Below are 15,555 nucleotides of genomic sequence, written 5' to 3'. Positions count from 1 at the left end.
GACCGAGACCAAGAGACGGAAAGCAGGAACGGTACGCGATGGCGCAACCAGGACAGGGCACCCAGCCGCAGCGGGTCGACTTCGACCGGGTCGCCGTCGTCCCCGAACCGGGGGACAACTGCGCGCTGGTCTCCAGGGATCTGGAGGCAGGTACGGTCGTCGACTTCGGCGGCCGCGGCGGTCTGGGAGAGGTACGGCTGCCGCATCGGGTGATGGAGGGGCACCGGTTCGTGATCGCCCCGATCCCCGACGGCGCCGCCCTGCTCAGCTGGAACACCCCGTTCGCCACCGCCCTGCGGGATCTGGTGCCGGGCGACTACGTCTGCACCGAACCGGTGCTGGAGGCCCTGGCCGCGCGGAAGGTACCGGGGCTGCCGGCCGAACCGAGCGCACTGAACGTGCCCCTGGATCCGTATCAGTTGGACGAGCAGTCGTTGGTCCTCGGCGAGCAGGTGGCACCGGTCCAGGATCGGCTGAGCACCTTCGCCGGCTATCGGCGCAGCAATGGCACCGTCGGCACCCGCAACCACGTGGTGATCGTCGGCGTCACCTCCCGATCGGGAGCGTTCGCCACCGAACTGGCCCGACGACTGGCGACCAGGTTCCCGGCCGATGATCATTTCGACGGCGTGGTCGCGGTCGCGCACACCGAGGCCGGTGAGGAGACCCGGCCGAACAACGCCGACTTCGTGCTGGCTGTGCTCGCCGGCACCCTGGTGCATCCCAATGTCGGTGCCGTGCTGCTGGTCGACGAGCCGGGCGCGGTGATCACCAGCAAGGACGTCAACTACTTCATGGAGCAGCACGGCTACCCGGCCGTGATCGCTCCCTGCGCCAGCTTCGACCGGCACGGCGGATTCGAGAACGATCTTGCCGAGGCCGCCGAGATCGTCGCCCCCTGGCTGCCGCAGGTGCAGCAAGCGCGGCGGACCGAGCAGCCGACGGCCAAGCTTGCGATCGCTTTGCAGTGCGGAGGATCGGACGCGTTCTCCGGCGTCACGGCCAACCCGTTGGCGGGTGCCGTCGGCGGTGAGGTGATCAAGCGCGGCGGCATCGCCTGCCTGGCCGAGACCGATGAGCTGATCGCCGCCGAGGGCTACGTACTGAAGAACGTCCGGACCCCGGAGGTGGCGCGCAAGTTCCTGGACACCGTGCAGAGCTTCAAGGAACGCGTCAGCTGGCACGGGCACACCGCCGAAGGCAATCCGTCCGGCGGCAACATCTACCGCGGCCTGTACAACATCTCGCTGAAGTCACTCGGCGCTGCCCGGAAGCTTCCGCGGGAGGTTCGGGTGGATGACGTGATCAACTACGGCGAGTTGTTCCCGCGCCCGGGCTACATCTTCATGGACAGTCCGGGAAATGATCTTGAATCGGTGGCCGGTCAGGTGGCGTCCGGTTCGACGATGATCTTCTTCACCACCGGCAACGGGTCGATCACCAACTTCCCGTTCGTGCCGACGATGAAGTTCGTCACCACCACCGAACGGTATCGGCTGCTGAGCCACGAGATGGACGTCAACGCGGGGCGCTATCTGGACGGGACCGACTTCGACGAACTCACCACCGAGACCCTGCAGCAGACCATCAAGGTCGCGTCGGGTGAGCGGACGGCAGGGGAGAAGGCCGGCCACAGCCAGGTCTCGATCTGGCGGAACTGGAAACAGACCGGGCCCCGGCAAGGGATCTCGATCAGCATCGACGGCCGGATCGGACGCCGGCTGGAGGAGTTGCCGGCCGATGAACGCGACGCCGAGCTGCCCGGGCAGCCGGTCGAGGTGGCCGCGGGGCTGTCCGATGCGCTGCCGCCGGCGCCGATCTCGCAGGTCCAGCTCTACCCGGCCGACAGTGGGTACGCGACCGAGCAGTTGGCGCTGGTGTTGCCGACCTCGTTGTGTTCGGGACAGATCGCCGGCCGGCTCGCCGACCAGGCGGCCGCCGAGGACTGGACCGCCGGTCGGACGACCCGGGCCGTCGCGCTGCCGCACACCGAAGGCTGTGGGGTGTCCGGTGGTGCGAACATCACCACCTACGCCCGCACCATGGTCGGGTATCTGGCCCATCGCTCGGTACGACTGGCGCTGCTGCTGGAGCATGGCTGCGAGAAGACCCACAACGACTTCTTCTCCGGTGAACTGACCGCAGCCGGTCTGGACCCGGGCCGGTTCGGCTGGGCGAGCATCCAACTGGACGGCGGGATCGAAGCGTCGGGCCGACGGGTGCAGGACTGGTTCAGCGATCGTGCCGCCGGCCTCGGAGTGCCGACCCGGGAGGACCGGCCGCTGTCCGACCTGTCTGTCGCGCTGGACGCCCGCGGACCGATCACCGACGAGGCCGCCGCTGCGCTGGCCCGGACCGCTGGATGGATCGTCGCCGCGGGCGGCACCGTGATCATCCCGACCAGCAGCAGATTGCTGACCACCCCAGCGTTCAGCGACGCAGCCTTCGGTCGCGCGGTGACTGCACCGACCATCGCCCACGGACAGCGACCGGCAGCGGCCGGCTGGCACATCATGCGGATGCCCGGGACCGACTGGCTGGAGACCGCCACCGGGCTCGGTGCCTCCGGGGCAGAGTTGGCCCTGATCCACGTGGTCGGTGGGACGCTGCCCGGGCACCGGTTCCTGCCGGTGCTGCAGGTCAGCGGTGACAGCGACACCGTGGCCGCCCACGGCCCGGACCTGGACGGTGTGCTGCACGGCGGGATCGACCAGCAGGCCGGCGCGGCACTTCAGGTGCTCGCCGACGCCGCATCGGGACGGATCCGGGCCAAGGCCGATCTCGCCGGCAACGTCGGATTCCAGCTGACCAGGGGTCTGCTCGGCGCCTCGATGTGACCCTCGCCGACGGGTGTCCGATACCGGACGAGCGCCGGTTTCGGACGGCCCGCACCATTGCCGGCTGACCTGCCGGCACACTACGGTCGGGTCTCGTTCGTACCCCCGGGCGGGAATCGAAGGAGCCACAGATGAAGCGCATGCCCCCCATCGCCGCTGCGATCGCCACAGTGATCGCAGCCGCGGGCCTCGCTGCTGCGCCGACAGCACAGGCCGAACCTCAGCATCCGAGCCCCACGGTCCATCCGGCCGCCACCACCACGGCAGAGCAGCGGAAGGTCGACGACTACTGGACGGCGGATCGGATGAAGTCCGCCGAGCAACGCACGGTCCGCCCTGCGGCCGACTGGAAGCCGAGCAAGGTCGAGACCGGTGCGCCGACGGTCCAGCACGGCCAGCCGAGCACTGCGGGCAACGGCAGCACCAAGGGCAAGGGCAAGAAGCCGAAGGACGGCGACGCCTACCTCGGCGGCCCGTGGACCGGCGGCGGTGCGGTGGTCAAGACCACCGGCAAGGTGTTCTTCACCCTCGGCGGGACCGACTACGTCTGCTCCGGCAGCGCGATCGAGTCCGACAACAAGAACACCGTCAGCACCGCAGGGCACTGCGTCAACGAAGGGCCGGGTGAGTACGCCACCAACTTCGTCTTCGTTCCGGCCTACGACGACGGCGCCGCGCCGTACGGGAAGTGGAAGGCCACCGGGCTGAGCACCAGTGAGCAATGGCGGACCGAGGGCGACTTCAACTACGACATCGGCTTCGCCGTGGTCGACCAGGTCGACGGCAAGAACCTGACCGACGTCGTCGGCAGCCAGTCGGTCGGCTTCAACCTGCCGCGCGGAGAGTTCCTGTACTCCTTCGGCTACCCGCAGGCCCGTCCGTATGACGGCACCACGCTGGACTACTGCTCGGCGACGGCAGGAGCCGACGCCCTCGGTGGCAGTGAGGACCAGCGGCTGGACTGCAACATGACCGGCGGATCGTCCGGTGGCCCGTGGTTCGACGACTTCGACGAGTCCGCCGGCACCGGCGTCCAGGTGTCGGTGAACTCGTTCGGCTACACCTCCGACCACAATGCGATGTACGGACCGTACTTCGGCTCGGTCATCGAGGATGTGTATTCCTCGGCGCAGACGGTCGCCTGAAACCTCAGCAGCACCGCAACAGATCGGTGGGACACCGGGATGGAGTCCCACCGATCCGTCGTTGTGGCATCAGTTCCGTGCCAAGCCCGTCTTCGGGTCGATGATCAACTTCTTGTTCGGACGGTGGCTGCGGAAGTCGAACATCGACTCGAGCGAGCCGGCGATGCTGTCGGTCGAGCCGGGGATCCGGTTCAGCCTCCAGTTGTCCTCGACGAACCGCACGATCGAGCCCTGCTGGGTCTGGTGATGATCAACGAAATCGGACTTCGCATACGGTGAGATCACCAACAGCGGCTGCCGCGGACCCGGCCCGCAGCGCCCCTGCTGACCGCCCAACGGCTCGGCCTTCTCCGCTTTCTGCTGCCGACCCTTGTTCTTGGCGTCCACCTGGCAGCGGCCGTCGCCGCTGATCGCGTCGGCGACCGTCGACGACGGATTGTTGATCGTGGCCGACTGATGGTCGTACCAGCCGTCGGAGTCGTCGTAGGCCAACACGATCGCGGTGTCCTTCCAGGCCGGGGAATTCTCGATCGCATTGACCTGTTGGGCGATGAACGCCTGCTCGTCCAGTGGGTCGGAGTAGCCGGCGTGCCCGTCCTGATTGCCCGGCGCCTTCAGGTAGCTGACCGCCGGCAGGTGATCGGTCCCGAGTTGGCCCCGGTCGATGGCAGTGATCAGGTCGTCGAAGGTGCTGATGTCGTACTGGTGGTTGGCCGTGTCGTAGTCCGGCTTGCCGGCCGTGTAGTGCTGGGTGTCGGTGCCCACCACGTCCAGCGAGGCCGGAGCGATGTGGTGCGGGTTGGCGGTGGACGCGTAGTACTGGAACGGTTGGTGGTGTGGGATGTAGTCGCCCTCGGTGCCGTATTGTCCGGTGCCGCCGATGGCCTCGCCGATCGGGCTCGAAGCCCCGCAAGCGGCGCGGCCGGTGACCGTCGTCGGGTCGTAGCCGGCGCCCTTCCGGACCGGGCCGGAATACTTCGTGGTCGGGGTGAAACCACCCTCGAACCAGCCCCAGCTCAGACCCTTGGCGTTCAGTTGGTCACCGATGTTCCGGCCCGCCAGGCCGACCTGGGCGCCCGAGGCGCAGTCGTCGTAGTACGGATCGGGATCGGCGATCACCGAGGAAGAACCGTTGCCGTCGGCGACCAATTGTCCGGCGGCGGCATTGTCCCGGCTGGTCGCGTATCGGACGCTGCCGGCGGTCTTGTCGACGCCGCCGGTGCTGCCCGACACCAGGCTCAGGGCACCAGGGGTGGAAGGGCCGAAGACGTCGCTGTAGGAGTTGTCGCTCATCGCGTACTGCTGGGCGTAGTTCCACAGTGCGGTGACGGTGTTGCCGTCGTAGTAGGCCAGATTGTCCGACGCCTTGCAGGTGCCGCCCGATGCGCTGGTGCCCTTGGCTGTCCCGACGTTGTTGGGGAACGCGTCCATCCTGCCGCGGTCGTAGGCGAGTTGTTCCGGCAGGTAGTCGTGGTTCTGATCGCAGGTCAGCACCTGTTGCGGATCGCTGGGGGAGAGCCGAGTGGGATTGACGCCGTTCGGATTCCGGGTCAGCAGCGTGCCGCCACCCTTCACCTTGGTGGTCAGGTTGTTGACCTTCGGCGTGTTGCGCTTGGCGACGAACCGGCTGCCGTCGGTGTTGGCGGCCCGCGGGTAGGTGCCGAAGTAGTGGTCGTAGGAGATGTTCTCGCCGAAGATCACCACCAGGTGCTTGATCGGCGTCGTGGTCCGCGCCGCGGCCTGCTGCGCAGGCTGCTGGGCCGGAACGGCGTCGGTGCCGCAGGCCTGCAGCGCAAGGCTCGCCGAAGCGACCAGGCCGACGGCGGCTGCGGTGATGATCTTGGATCGGCGGTTCCGCCGATGGTGCGTCGTTGACGCGGCTGCGGTGCTGGGATCGGAGCTGGATCCCCCGGGACGTGGATGCTGATCGGTCACGATGACAACGTTCTGCCGAGGTGTGGCGGACCGGCGACGGCCCGATGACAGATCACTGACACCAGATGAACACTGGTCGGACTCTCAGCCTGGCCACAGTAACTGCCGTTCATCTACTCGTCGAACGGTGGACATCGGACGCTGTGATCATCATCGAGATGGGGGAAACGGACAGCGGGGCGGCCGGCATTGGTGGACGCGTGGCACCGATCGGGCCGCGGGTCGTCGCGGTGATCATCATCGTCGCATTGCTGGTGCTGATCGTCGTGGTCACCCGGACCGCGTCGTCGCGACGCGAAGCCGGTGCAAGACTTTCGGACAGCCACTCCCTCAACGTTGGTGCCAGCGGCTGTGCCCGCGGGATCGGATCGGCCCCCGCCGGTCGGGTGAGCTATCCGATCGTCAACCAGAGCTCGACGCCACAGGAGATCACGATCTACGACCAGCAGCATCGCTACGCCTACGGAGCGATCGAGATGCTGGCCCCGGGAGCCTCACGCACCCTGGTCACCGTGCTCCCGGCCGGCAGCTACAGCCTGGCGTGTGAGGGCGATGACGGCATCGTCGGTTACTCCGATCCGTTCACCGTCCGCGGAGGCCCGGTCGAGGGCGTACACCGCTGGATCCCGGCCGACTACGGCGACCTGGCCAATGCCGTGTCCCGCTATCGTCGATCGGTCTCACACGGCCTGCGGACGCTGGCAGCAGATACCGATCGGCTGCTGAGGGCGGTCCAGGACCATGATCGACAACTGGCCCGGACACGGTGGCTGGTTGCCCACCTGGACTACCAGCGATTGGGTGCGGCCTACGACACGTTCGGCGACGACGCCGACAAGATCGACGGGCGGCCCGACGGTCTACCGGACGGCGTCGACGATGCGGGCTTCAGCGGCTTCCATCGGGTGGAGTATCTGCTCTGGCACGGCGGATCGGCCGCCGAGGTGCTGACCGCCACCCGACGACTCGATGATGACGTGCACGGGCTGGTCGTTGACTTCCCGCACCAGATCACCCAGCCCAACGACGTCGCGTTGCGCACCCACGAGGTCCTGGAGAACACGATGCAGTTCGTGTTGACCGGCGCCGATGATCAGGGCAGCAACAGCGGCCTGGCGACATTGGCTGCCGACATCGACGGCACCCGGATGACGCTGTCGGCATTGAGACCCGTGCTGCGACGCAATGATCCGACGCTGCTGGCCGCGGTGACCAGATCGCTGGACGAGCTGGACGCACTGGTGACCAGGGCCCGGTCGGCGGCACACACCGACGCCGTCGGCGCGCTCAGCGGCACCGCCCGGGAACGTCTCAATGGTGCCGTCGGCGACACCCTCGAGACGCTGGCGCCGATCCCCACCGAGCTGGAGATCCTGACCACTCAGGACAACGGATGATCATGAAAGCTGCCGGTCCTTCGACAGGCTCAGAACCCGGTGCCGGCTCAGAGCCCTTGGCAGGCACGGGACTGTCGGCTCGTGTCGGGCGGCGCGGGCTGATGCTCGGCGGTGCGGGCGTCGGTGCCGCATTGCTGGCGGCCGGCGGGCACGGTGACGCCCGGGCGGACGGTCAACCGAGTCCGCGGCCGAGATTCGGACCGTACGGTGAGCATCAGGGTGCGCTGATCAATGAACCGACCGCTGCGACGGCAGTGATCAGCTGCGACGTGATCACCGACCGTCGAGCCGAGCTGGCCGAGCTGTTCATGATCATCAGCGACCGGATCGGCGTCCTGACCGGCGGCGCCCCGACGGCCTCGGACGACCCGTCCCGGCCGCCGGACGACAACGGCATCCTCGGACCGTCCTATCCGGGAGGCAAGCTCGGAGTCGTGGTCGGCGTCGGCGCCTCCCTGTTCGACGACCGGTTCGGTCTGGCCGATCGGAAGCCGGTCGGACTGACGTCGATGCGGACCTTCCCCAACGACGATCTGGACGAGCGGCTGACCCACGGCGACCTGAGTATCCAGCTCACCTCCGCCGACGACGACGTCGTCACCCACGCCGTACGGGACCTGACCAAGCACACCCGCGGATTGATGCAGCCTCGATGGCGGATCAATGGCACCGCCGCGGCACCGCGACCGGCCGGGGCACCGCGCAACCTGCTCGGCTTCAAGGACGGCACGGCGAACCCCGCGACCGACCCGGCAACCCTGGACCGGCTGATCTGGGTCGGCACCGGCCAGCCGTCCTGGGCAGCCGGTGGCACCTTCCAGGTGATCAGGATCATTCGCAATCTGGTCGAGTTCTGGGACCGGGTCTCGTTGCAGGAACAGGAGTTGATGTTCGGTCGACGCCGTGACAGCGGTGCACCGTTGGACGGCGATCGGGAGACCGAAGCCCCGGACTTCGCCGCCGATCCGCGAGGCCAGGTGATCCCCTTGGATGCCCACATCAGACTGGCCAACCCGCGGACCGAACACACCGACCGGAGCCGGATCCTGCGGCGGAGCTGGAACTACGATCTCGGCCTGGACAGCAACGGACAACTCAACCAGGGAACGCTTTTCAGCTGTTATCAGCAGGATCTGCAACGGCAGTTCGAGGCCGTCCAGACCCGGCTGATCGACGAGCCGCTGACCGACTACATCTCGCCGGTCGGCGGCGGCTACTTCTTCGTGCTGCCCGGGATGGCAGACAAAGATGATCATCTCGGCCGCTCGTTGCTCGCCCGTTGAGTGGGCCCGGTGAGGACATGATCGGCGATCTCGGGACGTACACCCGGATCGTTCACTTTCGGCAACGTCGGGCATGCTACCGTTCCGCGCCATGACGCAGGGGACTCCCGATTTCATCATCATCGGAGCGATGAAGTCGGGCACGACGAGCTTGTTCCGGCACCTTGGCAGACACCCCGGTGTCTTCATGTCTTCGCTGAAGGAGCCGTGCTTCTTCATCAAGAAACGGAACTGGTCGAAGGGCCACGACTGGTATCGCTCACTGTTCGACGGCGCACCGGAGGGTGCGTTGCTCGGCGAGGGTTCGACCAGCTACTCCAAGAGCGCGGCGTTCCCCGGCGTACCGGAGCTGCTGCGGTCCGAGGTGCCGGACGTGAAGTTGATCTACCTGCTGCGCGATCCACTGCAGCGGATGCGCAGCCACCACGCCCACGCGGTCTTCAAGGGTCGGGAGAAGCGGCCCATCGAGCGGGCGATCACGGCCCGATCCGGCTACCTGCGGACCAGCCTGTACGGCGCGGAGCTGCAGCGCTACCGGAGCTATTTCCCGGCCGACCAGATCCACGTCATCCTCACCGAGGATCTTGCGCAGGCGCCGGCCGAGGTGCTGTCCGGTGTGGTCGAGTTCCTCGGCCTGCCCGACTACGAGTTCCCGGGTGTCGAACGGCGCTACCACGTCAGTAGCAACCGGAAGGTGAACACCCGCCTCGGAGAGGCGGTGCAGCGACACCGACCGCTGGACACCTGGAGCCGTCGTTACGTCCCGGAGCAGGTCCGCGACCGGTTGCTGACCCGCGGGGCGGACACCGAACCGGCGCCGCTCCCGGAGAACGTGGTCGACCGCGTTCGCAAGCCGCTGCTGGCCGATCGCGCCCTGCTGCAGAGCCAGGTCGACCTCGATCTCAGCAGCTGGGCAGACCTCCGCACGACCTCTCGTTGACGCCGAATTGTCCCTTGCCGGTCCCGTATTGTTTCCCTGAAATTCACTCACGGGCGTCGACGAATTCGACCTGTTAATCTCTGCGCGTGCTGCATTCACAAACGGAGTCGGTGGCGGATGGGCGTCGCGTCCAGGTGCTCGACATATCCGATTTCCGAATTCCCGGTGGCACCTCGGCCGACATCGCCGAGGAGATCACCGCGCAAACCTCGGCAGGATGGACGACCGGACTGATTCACCTGAACAGCTCTCTGGTGGCTCGGGCGGCGGCATTCGATCCCCGGATCCGGCAGAGCGTGACCGACGGCAGCGCACGACTTCTGCTCGGGCGTGATCCGGTCCACGCCGACGTCACGGTGATTCGGCATCCGACGGTTCTCCAGCACGCCGCCGACCAGCTCCCGCCGATCAGCACCGAGCACGTGCTGCTGGTGGCCGACACGACAGTCATCGGCACCGACGGCACGGTCGAGTACGACCCGGACCAGATCACCCGTCTGGTGCAGGAGCACCTCGGCCGGACGCCACGGTGGGCGGCCCTGTCGGCGGAGATCCGGAGCCAGCTGGAGCAGGCGGCACCCGGGCTGGAGCTGGTGGGCGACGACTGGGTGAACGCCAGCGACGGTGACGTCGCGTCGGCCGAGGTCCGCCCGGAACGGCTCGGTCATCAGGTCCATCGCGACCGGCTGCGGCAGCTGGCCGGGCTGCAGCCGCTCAACCCCGACCCCGGACAAACAACAGCCTCACCCGGCTCAACAGCCTCACCCGGCTCGACGGCGTCGTCGGCCCGACGCTCCGCCGGTGCGGGACAGCAGGATCGGCCGGCGTTGCTGCTGATCAGCAGCAACGGGACCGGGATGGGGCACCTGATGCGGCTGATGGCCTACGGCCGGCGGGCGATCGAGTTCGAACCCCAGGTGCTGTCGATGTCCCAGGGCGTCGGCGCGGTGGGTGCGATGGGGATGACGTACGAGTATCTGCCGTCCGCCGGTGCGCTGGGGATGGACTCCCGGAACTGGCAGCAGATCTTCACCGAGCGGGTCGGCCACGCGCTGGACCGGATCCGGCCCAGCATCGTCGTCTTCGACGGCACCTGGCCGTATGCGGGGATCGAGGAACTACGGTCCAGTCATCCCGACCCGCTCTGGGTCTGGTCCCGGCGCGGGATGTGGATGCCGGATCGCGGCGGGGAGCAGTTGTCGACGTCGGCCTGGTTCGACGAGGTGATCGAACCCGGCGACTTCGCCGGAGCGGCCGACGTGGGTGCCACGACGACAGCGTCGGCGACCAGGATCCCGCCGGTGACCCTGCTGGACGCCGACGACCTGTTGTCCCGCGACGCGGCGCGGCGTGAGCTCGGGCTGCCGGCCGACGGACCGTTGGCGCTGGTCAGTTTCAGTGGCGGCACGGTGCAGGATGTCGGCAGCGACACCGCTGCCGCTATCGGGGCGTGTCGCAAACTGGGCATCGAGGTCTGCGTGACCCGGTCGGTGGTGGCTCCGCATGTTGCGCTGCCGCCGGACGTGCACGTGGTCAACCCGATTCCGCTGGCGACCTACCAACGCGCCTTCGACGTGGCCATCTCGGCTGCCGGTTACAACTCCTTCCACGAGTTGCTCCGCTTCGGAACGCCGACGCTCTTCATTCCGAAACGGAACAGTTCGCTGGACGATCAGGACCGGCGGGCCCGGTGGGCGGCCGACCAGGGCTGGTCGCACTATGCGACCCATGTCGACACCGACGGCACCGCCGAGGTGCTGGCCGATCTGTTGGAGCACGGCGAGGAGATGATCGCCCGGATCGCGCGACAGGATCCGGGAAACGGCGCCGTCGATGCGGCGAAAGTGTTGGCCGATCTGCATGCCCGGCGGGATGTCAGGAGGGGGACATGGTGAGTGCTGACGATCTGTTGGCTCCGATGGCACGTCGGGCACGGCGGCTGCCCGGCTTTCCGATGCTTCGTCGAGTGGTGCTGCCGCGGGTCCGGCAGAACACGACGTTTCGAGCGATCGCCCGCAAGCTGTGGGCCAGTGACGTCCTGCCCGACGGTCGCGGCGCCGATCTGACGGCCGGCAACCTGCTGGCCGGGACCGGCCTGGAGGCATTACCGGTGGCCGTCTTCGATCTCAGCGGCGTGCCGGCGGAGTCGATCCAGCAGGTCGTCGACAGCATCGCCGAGCTGCAACTGCTGACGGCCGGGTTCCGGCCGGTGCTGGTGCTGCCGACCCCGGACTTCGGGTGTGCCCGCTGCTACGGCTACCCGGCCGAACTGATGCCGACGGCGGAGTCGGCGGACCGAGTCAGGTTCTGGCAGCACGTCCGTCGGGCGTACGGGACCTCGGTGCTGTACGAGGTCGGTCCGGCCGGTCTGTCGGCCACGCAGAAGTCTTTTCTGTCGGTTGCTCCGGCGCCGGTCGCGAGCTGAATTCTCGTCCTGAGTCGGCCGGTCATATTACTGACAGAAATCGTTAACCTTCCGGTAATCGAGGGTTGTGGCACACGTCCGAATTGACGTCAAGCGTTCCTTGTGACGTTGCTATCATCGGGCCAAGTCTGGCTTAGCTGACCGAATATGGGTGAAATGATATTCGCGGATTTCCAGGCACGGTTTTGCTTTCGGGGCAACCGCCGAATGCAGGTGGTGTGCAACGTCGCAGCACCAGGTGTGGAGGAGCTACGTCGGAAGGGCGGATTCGGAGCATGAGCAAGGTGGCCATCGTCGGGCAGGGCTACGTGGGACTTCCGCTGGCCCGGACGGCGATCAATGCAGGCCTGGAGGTGGTCGGCGTCGACGCCGACGCCGACATCGTCGCCGGCCTCAACAACGGGCACAGCCACGTCGACGATCTGAGTGCTGCCGACCTGGCAGCAATGGTGAGCAACGGCTACCGGGCCACGTCCGACGCCGCCGAACTGCGGCACGCCGAGTACGTGATCATCTGCGTGCCGACGCCGCTGTCGGAGGACGGCGATCCAGACCTCGGACCGCTGCGGGCCGCTGCCGCCGATGTCGCGCGCCAGTTGTCTGCGGGCACCCTGGTCGTGGTCGAGTCCACCACCTATCCAGGGACCACCGACGAGGTGGTCCGCCCGATCCTCGAAGAGAGCGGCCTGATCGCCGGGCAGGACTTCAACCTTGCCTACTCGCCGGAACGGATCGACCCCGGCAATCCGGAGTTCGGGCTGCAGAACACGCCGAAGATCGTCGGCGGCCACACCCAGGCCTGTGGGGAACGCGCAGCGATCTTCTACGGCAAGCTGGTGCAGGACGTCGTCCGCGTCCGCGGTACCCGCGAGGCCGAGATGGCCAAGCTGTTGGAGAACACCTACCGACACATCAACATCGCCCTGGTCAACGACATGGTGCGGTTGTCCCGCGAGCTCGGGCTGGACCTGTGGGAGGCGATCGGTGCCGCGGCGACCAAGCCGTTCGGCTATCAGCCGTTCTGGCCGGGGCCGGGTGTCGGCGGCCACTGCATCCCGATCGATCCGCGCTATCTCTCCCACGAGGCCAGCGTCCGTCTCGGGCACCCGCTCCGGTTCGTCGAACTGGCCCGTGAGGTCAACGAATCGATGCCCGGCTACGTGGCCGAGCGGATCGAGGAGCGGTTGGACGCCGACGGGATCCCGCTCGCCGGGGCAACGGTGTTGTTGCTCGGGATCACCTACAAACCCGACATCGGCGACTCCCGGGAGACCCCCGCCGCTCCGCTGGCCCGGATCCTCCGCGACGGCGGCGCCATCGTGCAGTATCACGACCCGTTCATCGGCGAATGGGAGCTGGACGCGGACCAGCTGACCAGCGTTGCCGACCTGGCGTCGAGCGTCGCCGGGGCCGATCTGTGCGTGCTGCTGCAGCAACATCGCGACTACGACCTGGATGACATCGCGACCAGAGCCGCCCGGGTGCTGGACACCCGGGGCGTGATGACGGGGGAGAGCGTTGAGCGACTGTGACCGAACGGTTCTCGGAGGGGATCTGCGATGAACATTCCCGGATTGGAAGCGACCGGACTGATGGAAGCGATCGACGACCGGCCGCGGCGGATCCTGGTCATCACCGTGGTGCACGATCCACGTGACTCGCGGATCTGGTTCCGACAGATCGACGCACTGCTGCGTCGTGGCTGGCAGGTCAGCTATGCCGCGCCGCTCTCCGATGAGCGACCGCTGACCACCGACCACCTCGGACCCGAGGAACGGCAACGACTCCGGCTGATCCGGCTTCCCCGCGCCCGCGGGCGGAACCGGCTCCGCGCGGCCTTGTCCGCTCGGTCGCTGGTGCGTCGCGAGCAGGGACGACACGACGTGGTTCTGATCCACGACCCCGAGTTGCTCGCCGCGACCTGGGGGCTGCAGATCCCGCATCTGGTCTGGGATGTGCACGAGGACACGGCCGGAGCACTGGCCCAGAAGTCGTGGCTGCCGAATGTCCTCCGGGAGCCGGTCGCCCGCGCGGTCCGGCAGGCGGAGCGGTGGGCCGAGGAGCGGTTCACCCTGCTGCTGGCCGAAACCGACTACCAGCAACGATTCCGCAAGGCCCACACGGTGGTGCCCAACGCCGTCGTGGTGCCCGGCGACGTGCTCGCACCGGCCAGCGAGGACCGGGTGGTGTATCTGGGCTCGATCAGCGAGGCGCGGGGCAGTCACCAGCTGCCGCAGATCGGCCGGATGCTGCGGGAACGCACCGGCGGGTCGGTGAAGCTGGAGGTGATCGGCCCGACCTACGACGAGCAGAGCACCGAGCTGATGCGGTCCGCGCACGCCGACAACGATCTGATCTGGCGCGGATTCCTGCCGGCCGACCAGGCGTTGGCGCGGTTGCACGGAGCGCTGGCCGGCCTGTCGCTGTTGCAGGACACACCGAACTTCCGGTCCAGCATGCCGACGAAGGTCGTCGAATACTGCGCCTACGGCGTACCGGTGATCACCACACCGCTACCGCGGGCCGCGCAGTTGGTGGAGCGCGGCCGGGCCGGTCTGGTCGTCGGATGGGACAGTCCGCACGAGGTCGCTGCCGCCGTCCTCGAGCTGGCCGCAGCCAAACGCGAGGCTGCGGAGATGGGACGCCGCGGGCACCGGCTCGCCACTGCCGAGTACGACTGGTCCCGGCTGTCGCAACGCTTCCTCTCCGAGTTGGAATCCGTGGTCGGACGATCGACCGCACGAGTCGAAAGGGCACAACCATCGCACGCCTGAGCGAAGTCGCAGAGCCGCCGACGTCCGGCCACACCAGAGAGCGGGTTCCGGACTTCGCCCTGATCGGGGCGATGAAGGCCGGAGCGGCGGCACTGCATCGGCAGCTGCGCAGCCACCCCGACGTCTTCATGCCCGAACTGACCGAGCCGAACTTCTTCGTGACCGAGAAGAACTGGACCCGGGGTTTCGACTGGTATCGGTCGCTGTTCGCCGGAGCTCCGGAAGGGGCACTGCTCGGCGAGGCCTCAACCAACTACTCCAAGGGCGCCATCTTCGGCGGAGTGCCCGAGCGACTGCACAGCTACGTCCCCGATCTCAAGATCATCTACCTGCTGCGCGATCCCATCCAACGCATCCGCAGCCACTACGATCACGCAGCGGAGCGCGGTCGGGAGAAGCGATCGCCGGAATCGGCCATCACTCGTAGGTCGACCTACCTGCGGACCTCGTTGTACGGCGCGGAGCTGCAGCGCTATCTGGAGTGGTTCCCGTCCGAACAGATTCTGGTGCTGCTGACCGAGGACCTGCGCGACGATCCGGAGCCCCTGCTGGTGAGGGTCCAGGAGTTCCTCGACCTGCCGCGATATTCCTTCCCAGCCAAGGATTCCTCACCTCCCCGAGGTGATAGGACCGCACGGGACGGGGACCCGCCGCGGGTCTGGGACAGGCTGCTCAAGAAGCCCGTCGAAGCGGACGCGCTGACCATTCCGGCACCGGCACTGGACCGGATCCGGGGCGACCTGGCCGCGGACCGGGAGCTGCTGCAGCGCCTGGTCGGCATCGATCTGACCGGTTGGCAGTCCCTTGAACGCTGCTGAG

Annotated in this window: 11 protein-coding genes; 10 read left to right on the top strand and 1 reads right to left on the bottom strand. The window is 67.5% G+C overall.

Translation table 11 applies throughout. From position 1 onward, the window contains the following. Positions 1 to 38: 38 nt before the first annotated feature. Both BLU38_RS30380 and BLU38_RS30375 read left to right on the top strand, forming a co-directional pair. The gene (locus BLU38_RS30380) at positions 39 to 2,837 is read left to right on the top strand and encodes a UxaA family hydrolase (RefSeq protein ID WP_091531323.1); all 2,799 of its coding nucleotides are present in this window, start codon (positions 39 to 41) and stop codon (positions 2,835 to 2,837) included. Positions 2,838 to 2,968: 131 nt separating this feature from the next. After that, positions 2,969 to 3,982 (top strand): trypsin-like serine peptidase, encoded by a 1,014-nt coding sequence (locus tag BLU38_RS30375; protein ID WP_091531320.1) that lies wholly within the window; start codon positions 2,969 to 2,971, stop codon positions 3,980 to 3,982. 69 nt (positions 3,983 to 4,051) lie between these two features. Here the strand turns inward: BLU38_RS30375 and BLU38_RS30370 are convergent, their stop codons facing one another. Next, on the bottom strand, positions 4,052 to 5,917 hold the full coding sequence (locus BLU38_RS30370) for a phospholipase C (protein ID WP_091531318.1): 1,866 nt from the start codon (positions 5,915 to 5,917) through the stop codon (positions 4,052 to 4,054). A gap of 158 nt (positions 5,918 to 6,075) precedes the next feature. Between BLU38_RS30370 and BLU38_RS30365 the strand changes: the two genes are divergently transcribed. From BLU38_RS30365 to BLU38_RS30330, 8 genes are all read left to right on the top strand, one after another. Continuing rightward, on the top strand, positions 6,076 to 7,314 hold the full coding sequence (locus BLU38_RS30365; protein ID WP_172836254.1) for a peptidase M75 family protein: 1,239 nt from the start codon (positions 6,076 to 6,078) through the stop codon (positions 7,312 to 7,314). Positions 7,315 to 7,370: 56 nt separating this feature from the next. After that, positions 7,371 to 8,597 carry a Dyp-type peroxidase gene (locus BLU38_RS30360; RefSeq protein ID WP_231920103.1) on the top strand — a complete coding sequence of 409 codons (1,227 nt, stop codon included), beginning with the start codon at positions 7,371 to 7,373 and terminating at the stop codon, positions 8,595 to 8,597. Positions 8,598 to 8,670: 73 nt separating this feature from the next. Continuing rightward, entirely contained in the window at positions 8,671 to 9,537 is an 867-nt protein-coding gene (locus BLU38_RS30355) for a sulfotransferase family protein (RefSeq protein ID WP_091531311.1), read from the top strand. Positions 9,538 to 9,623: 86 nt separating this feature from the next. Beyond that, the gene (locus BLU38_RS30350) at positions 9,624 to 11,432 is read left to right on the top strand and encodes a glycosyltransferase (protein ID WP_157683879.1); all 1,809 of its coding nucleotides are present in this window, start codon (positions 9,624 to 9,626) and stop codon (positions 11,430 to 11,432) included. Continuing rightward, the gene (locus BLU38_RS30345) at positions 11,426 to 11,962 is read left to right on the top strand and encodes a hypothetical protein (protein WP_091531304.1); all 537 of its coding nucleotides are present in this window, start codon (positions 11,426 to 11,428) and stop codon (positions 11,960 to 11,962) included. Before BLU38_RS30350 ends, BLU38_RS30345 begins: the two co-directional genes overlap by 7 nt. Before the next feature lie 275 nt (positions 11,963 to 12,237). After that, entirely contained in the window at positions 12,238 to 13,494 is a 1,257-nt protein-coding gene (locus tag BLU38_RS30340; protein ID WP_091531300.1) for a nucleotide sugar dehydrogenase, read from the top strand. A 27-nt stretch (positions 13,495 to 13,521) separates the two neighbouring features. Further along, positions 13,522 to 14,736 (top strand): glycosyltransferase, encoded by a 1,215-nt coding sequence (locus BLU38_RS30335; RefSeq protein WP_197679929.1) that lies wholly within the window; start codon positions 13,522 to 13,524, stop codon positions 14,734 to 14,736. Then, positions 14,640 to 15,554 carry a sulfotransferase family protein gene (locus BLU38_RS30330; RefSeq protein WP_269458200.1) on the top strand — a complete coding sequence of 305 codons (915 nt, stop codon included), beginning with the start codon at positions 14,640 to 14,642 and terminating at the stop codon, positions 15,552 to 15,554. Before BLU38_RS30335 ends, BLU38_RS30330 begins: the two co-directional genes overlap by 97 nt. The last annotated feature ends 1 nt before the right edge of the window (position 15,555 follow it).

This window comes from Microlunatus soli, from assembly GCF_900105385.1.
In the GTDB taxonomy this organism is placed as follows: domain Bacteria; phylum Actinomycetota; class Actinomycetes; order Propionibacteriales; family Propionibacteriaceae; genus Microlunatus; species Microlunatus soli.
The sequence above is the reverse complement of the archived record's forward strand: the minus strand, read 5'-3'. Positions and strand labels throughout refer to the sequence as shown.

What these genes read in the sequence shown, in the direction of transcription:
- BLU38_RS30380 (WP_091531323.1), top strand. Translation starts at nt 39, where the DNA reads ATGGCGCAACCAGGACAGGGCACCCAGCCGCAGCGGGTCGACTTCGAC.
- BLU38_RS30375 (WP_091531320.1), top strand. Translation starts at nt 2,969, where the DNA reads ATGAAGCGCATGCCCCCCATCGCCGCTGCGATCGCCACAGTGATCGCA.
- BLU38_RS30365 (WP_172836254.1), top strand. Translation starts at nt 6,076, where the DNA reads ATGGGGGAAACGGACAGCGGGGCGGCCGGCATTGGTGGACGCGTGGCA.
- BLU38_RS30355 (WP_091531311.1), top strand. Translation starts at nt 8,671, where the DNA reads ATGCTACCGTTCCGCGCCATGACGCAGGGGACTCCCGATTTCATCATC.
- BLU38_RS30345 (WP_091531304.1), top strand. Translation starts at nt 11,426, where the DNA reads ATGGTGAGTGCTGACGATCTGTTGGCTCCGATGGCACGTCGGGCACGG.
- BLU38_RS30340 (WP_091531300.1), top strand. Translation starts at nt 12,238, where the DNA reads ATGAGCAAGGTGGCCATCGTCGGGCAGGGCTACGTGGGACTTCCGCTG.
- BLU38_RS30335 (WP_197679929.1), top strand. Translation starts at nt 13,522, where the DNA reads ATGAACATTCCCGGATTGGAAGCGACCGGACTGATGGAAGCGATCGAC.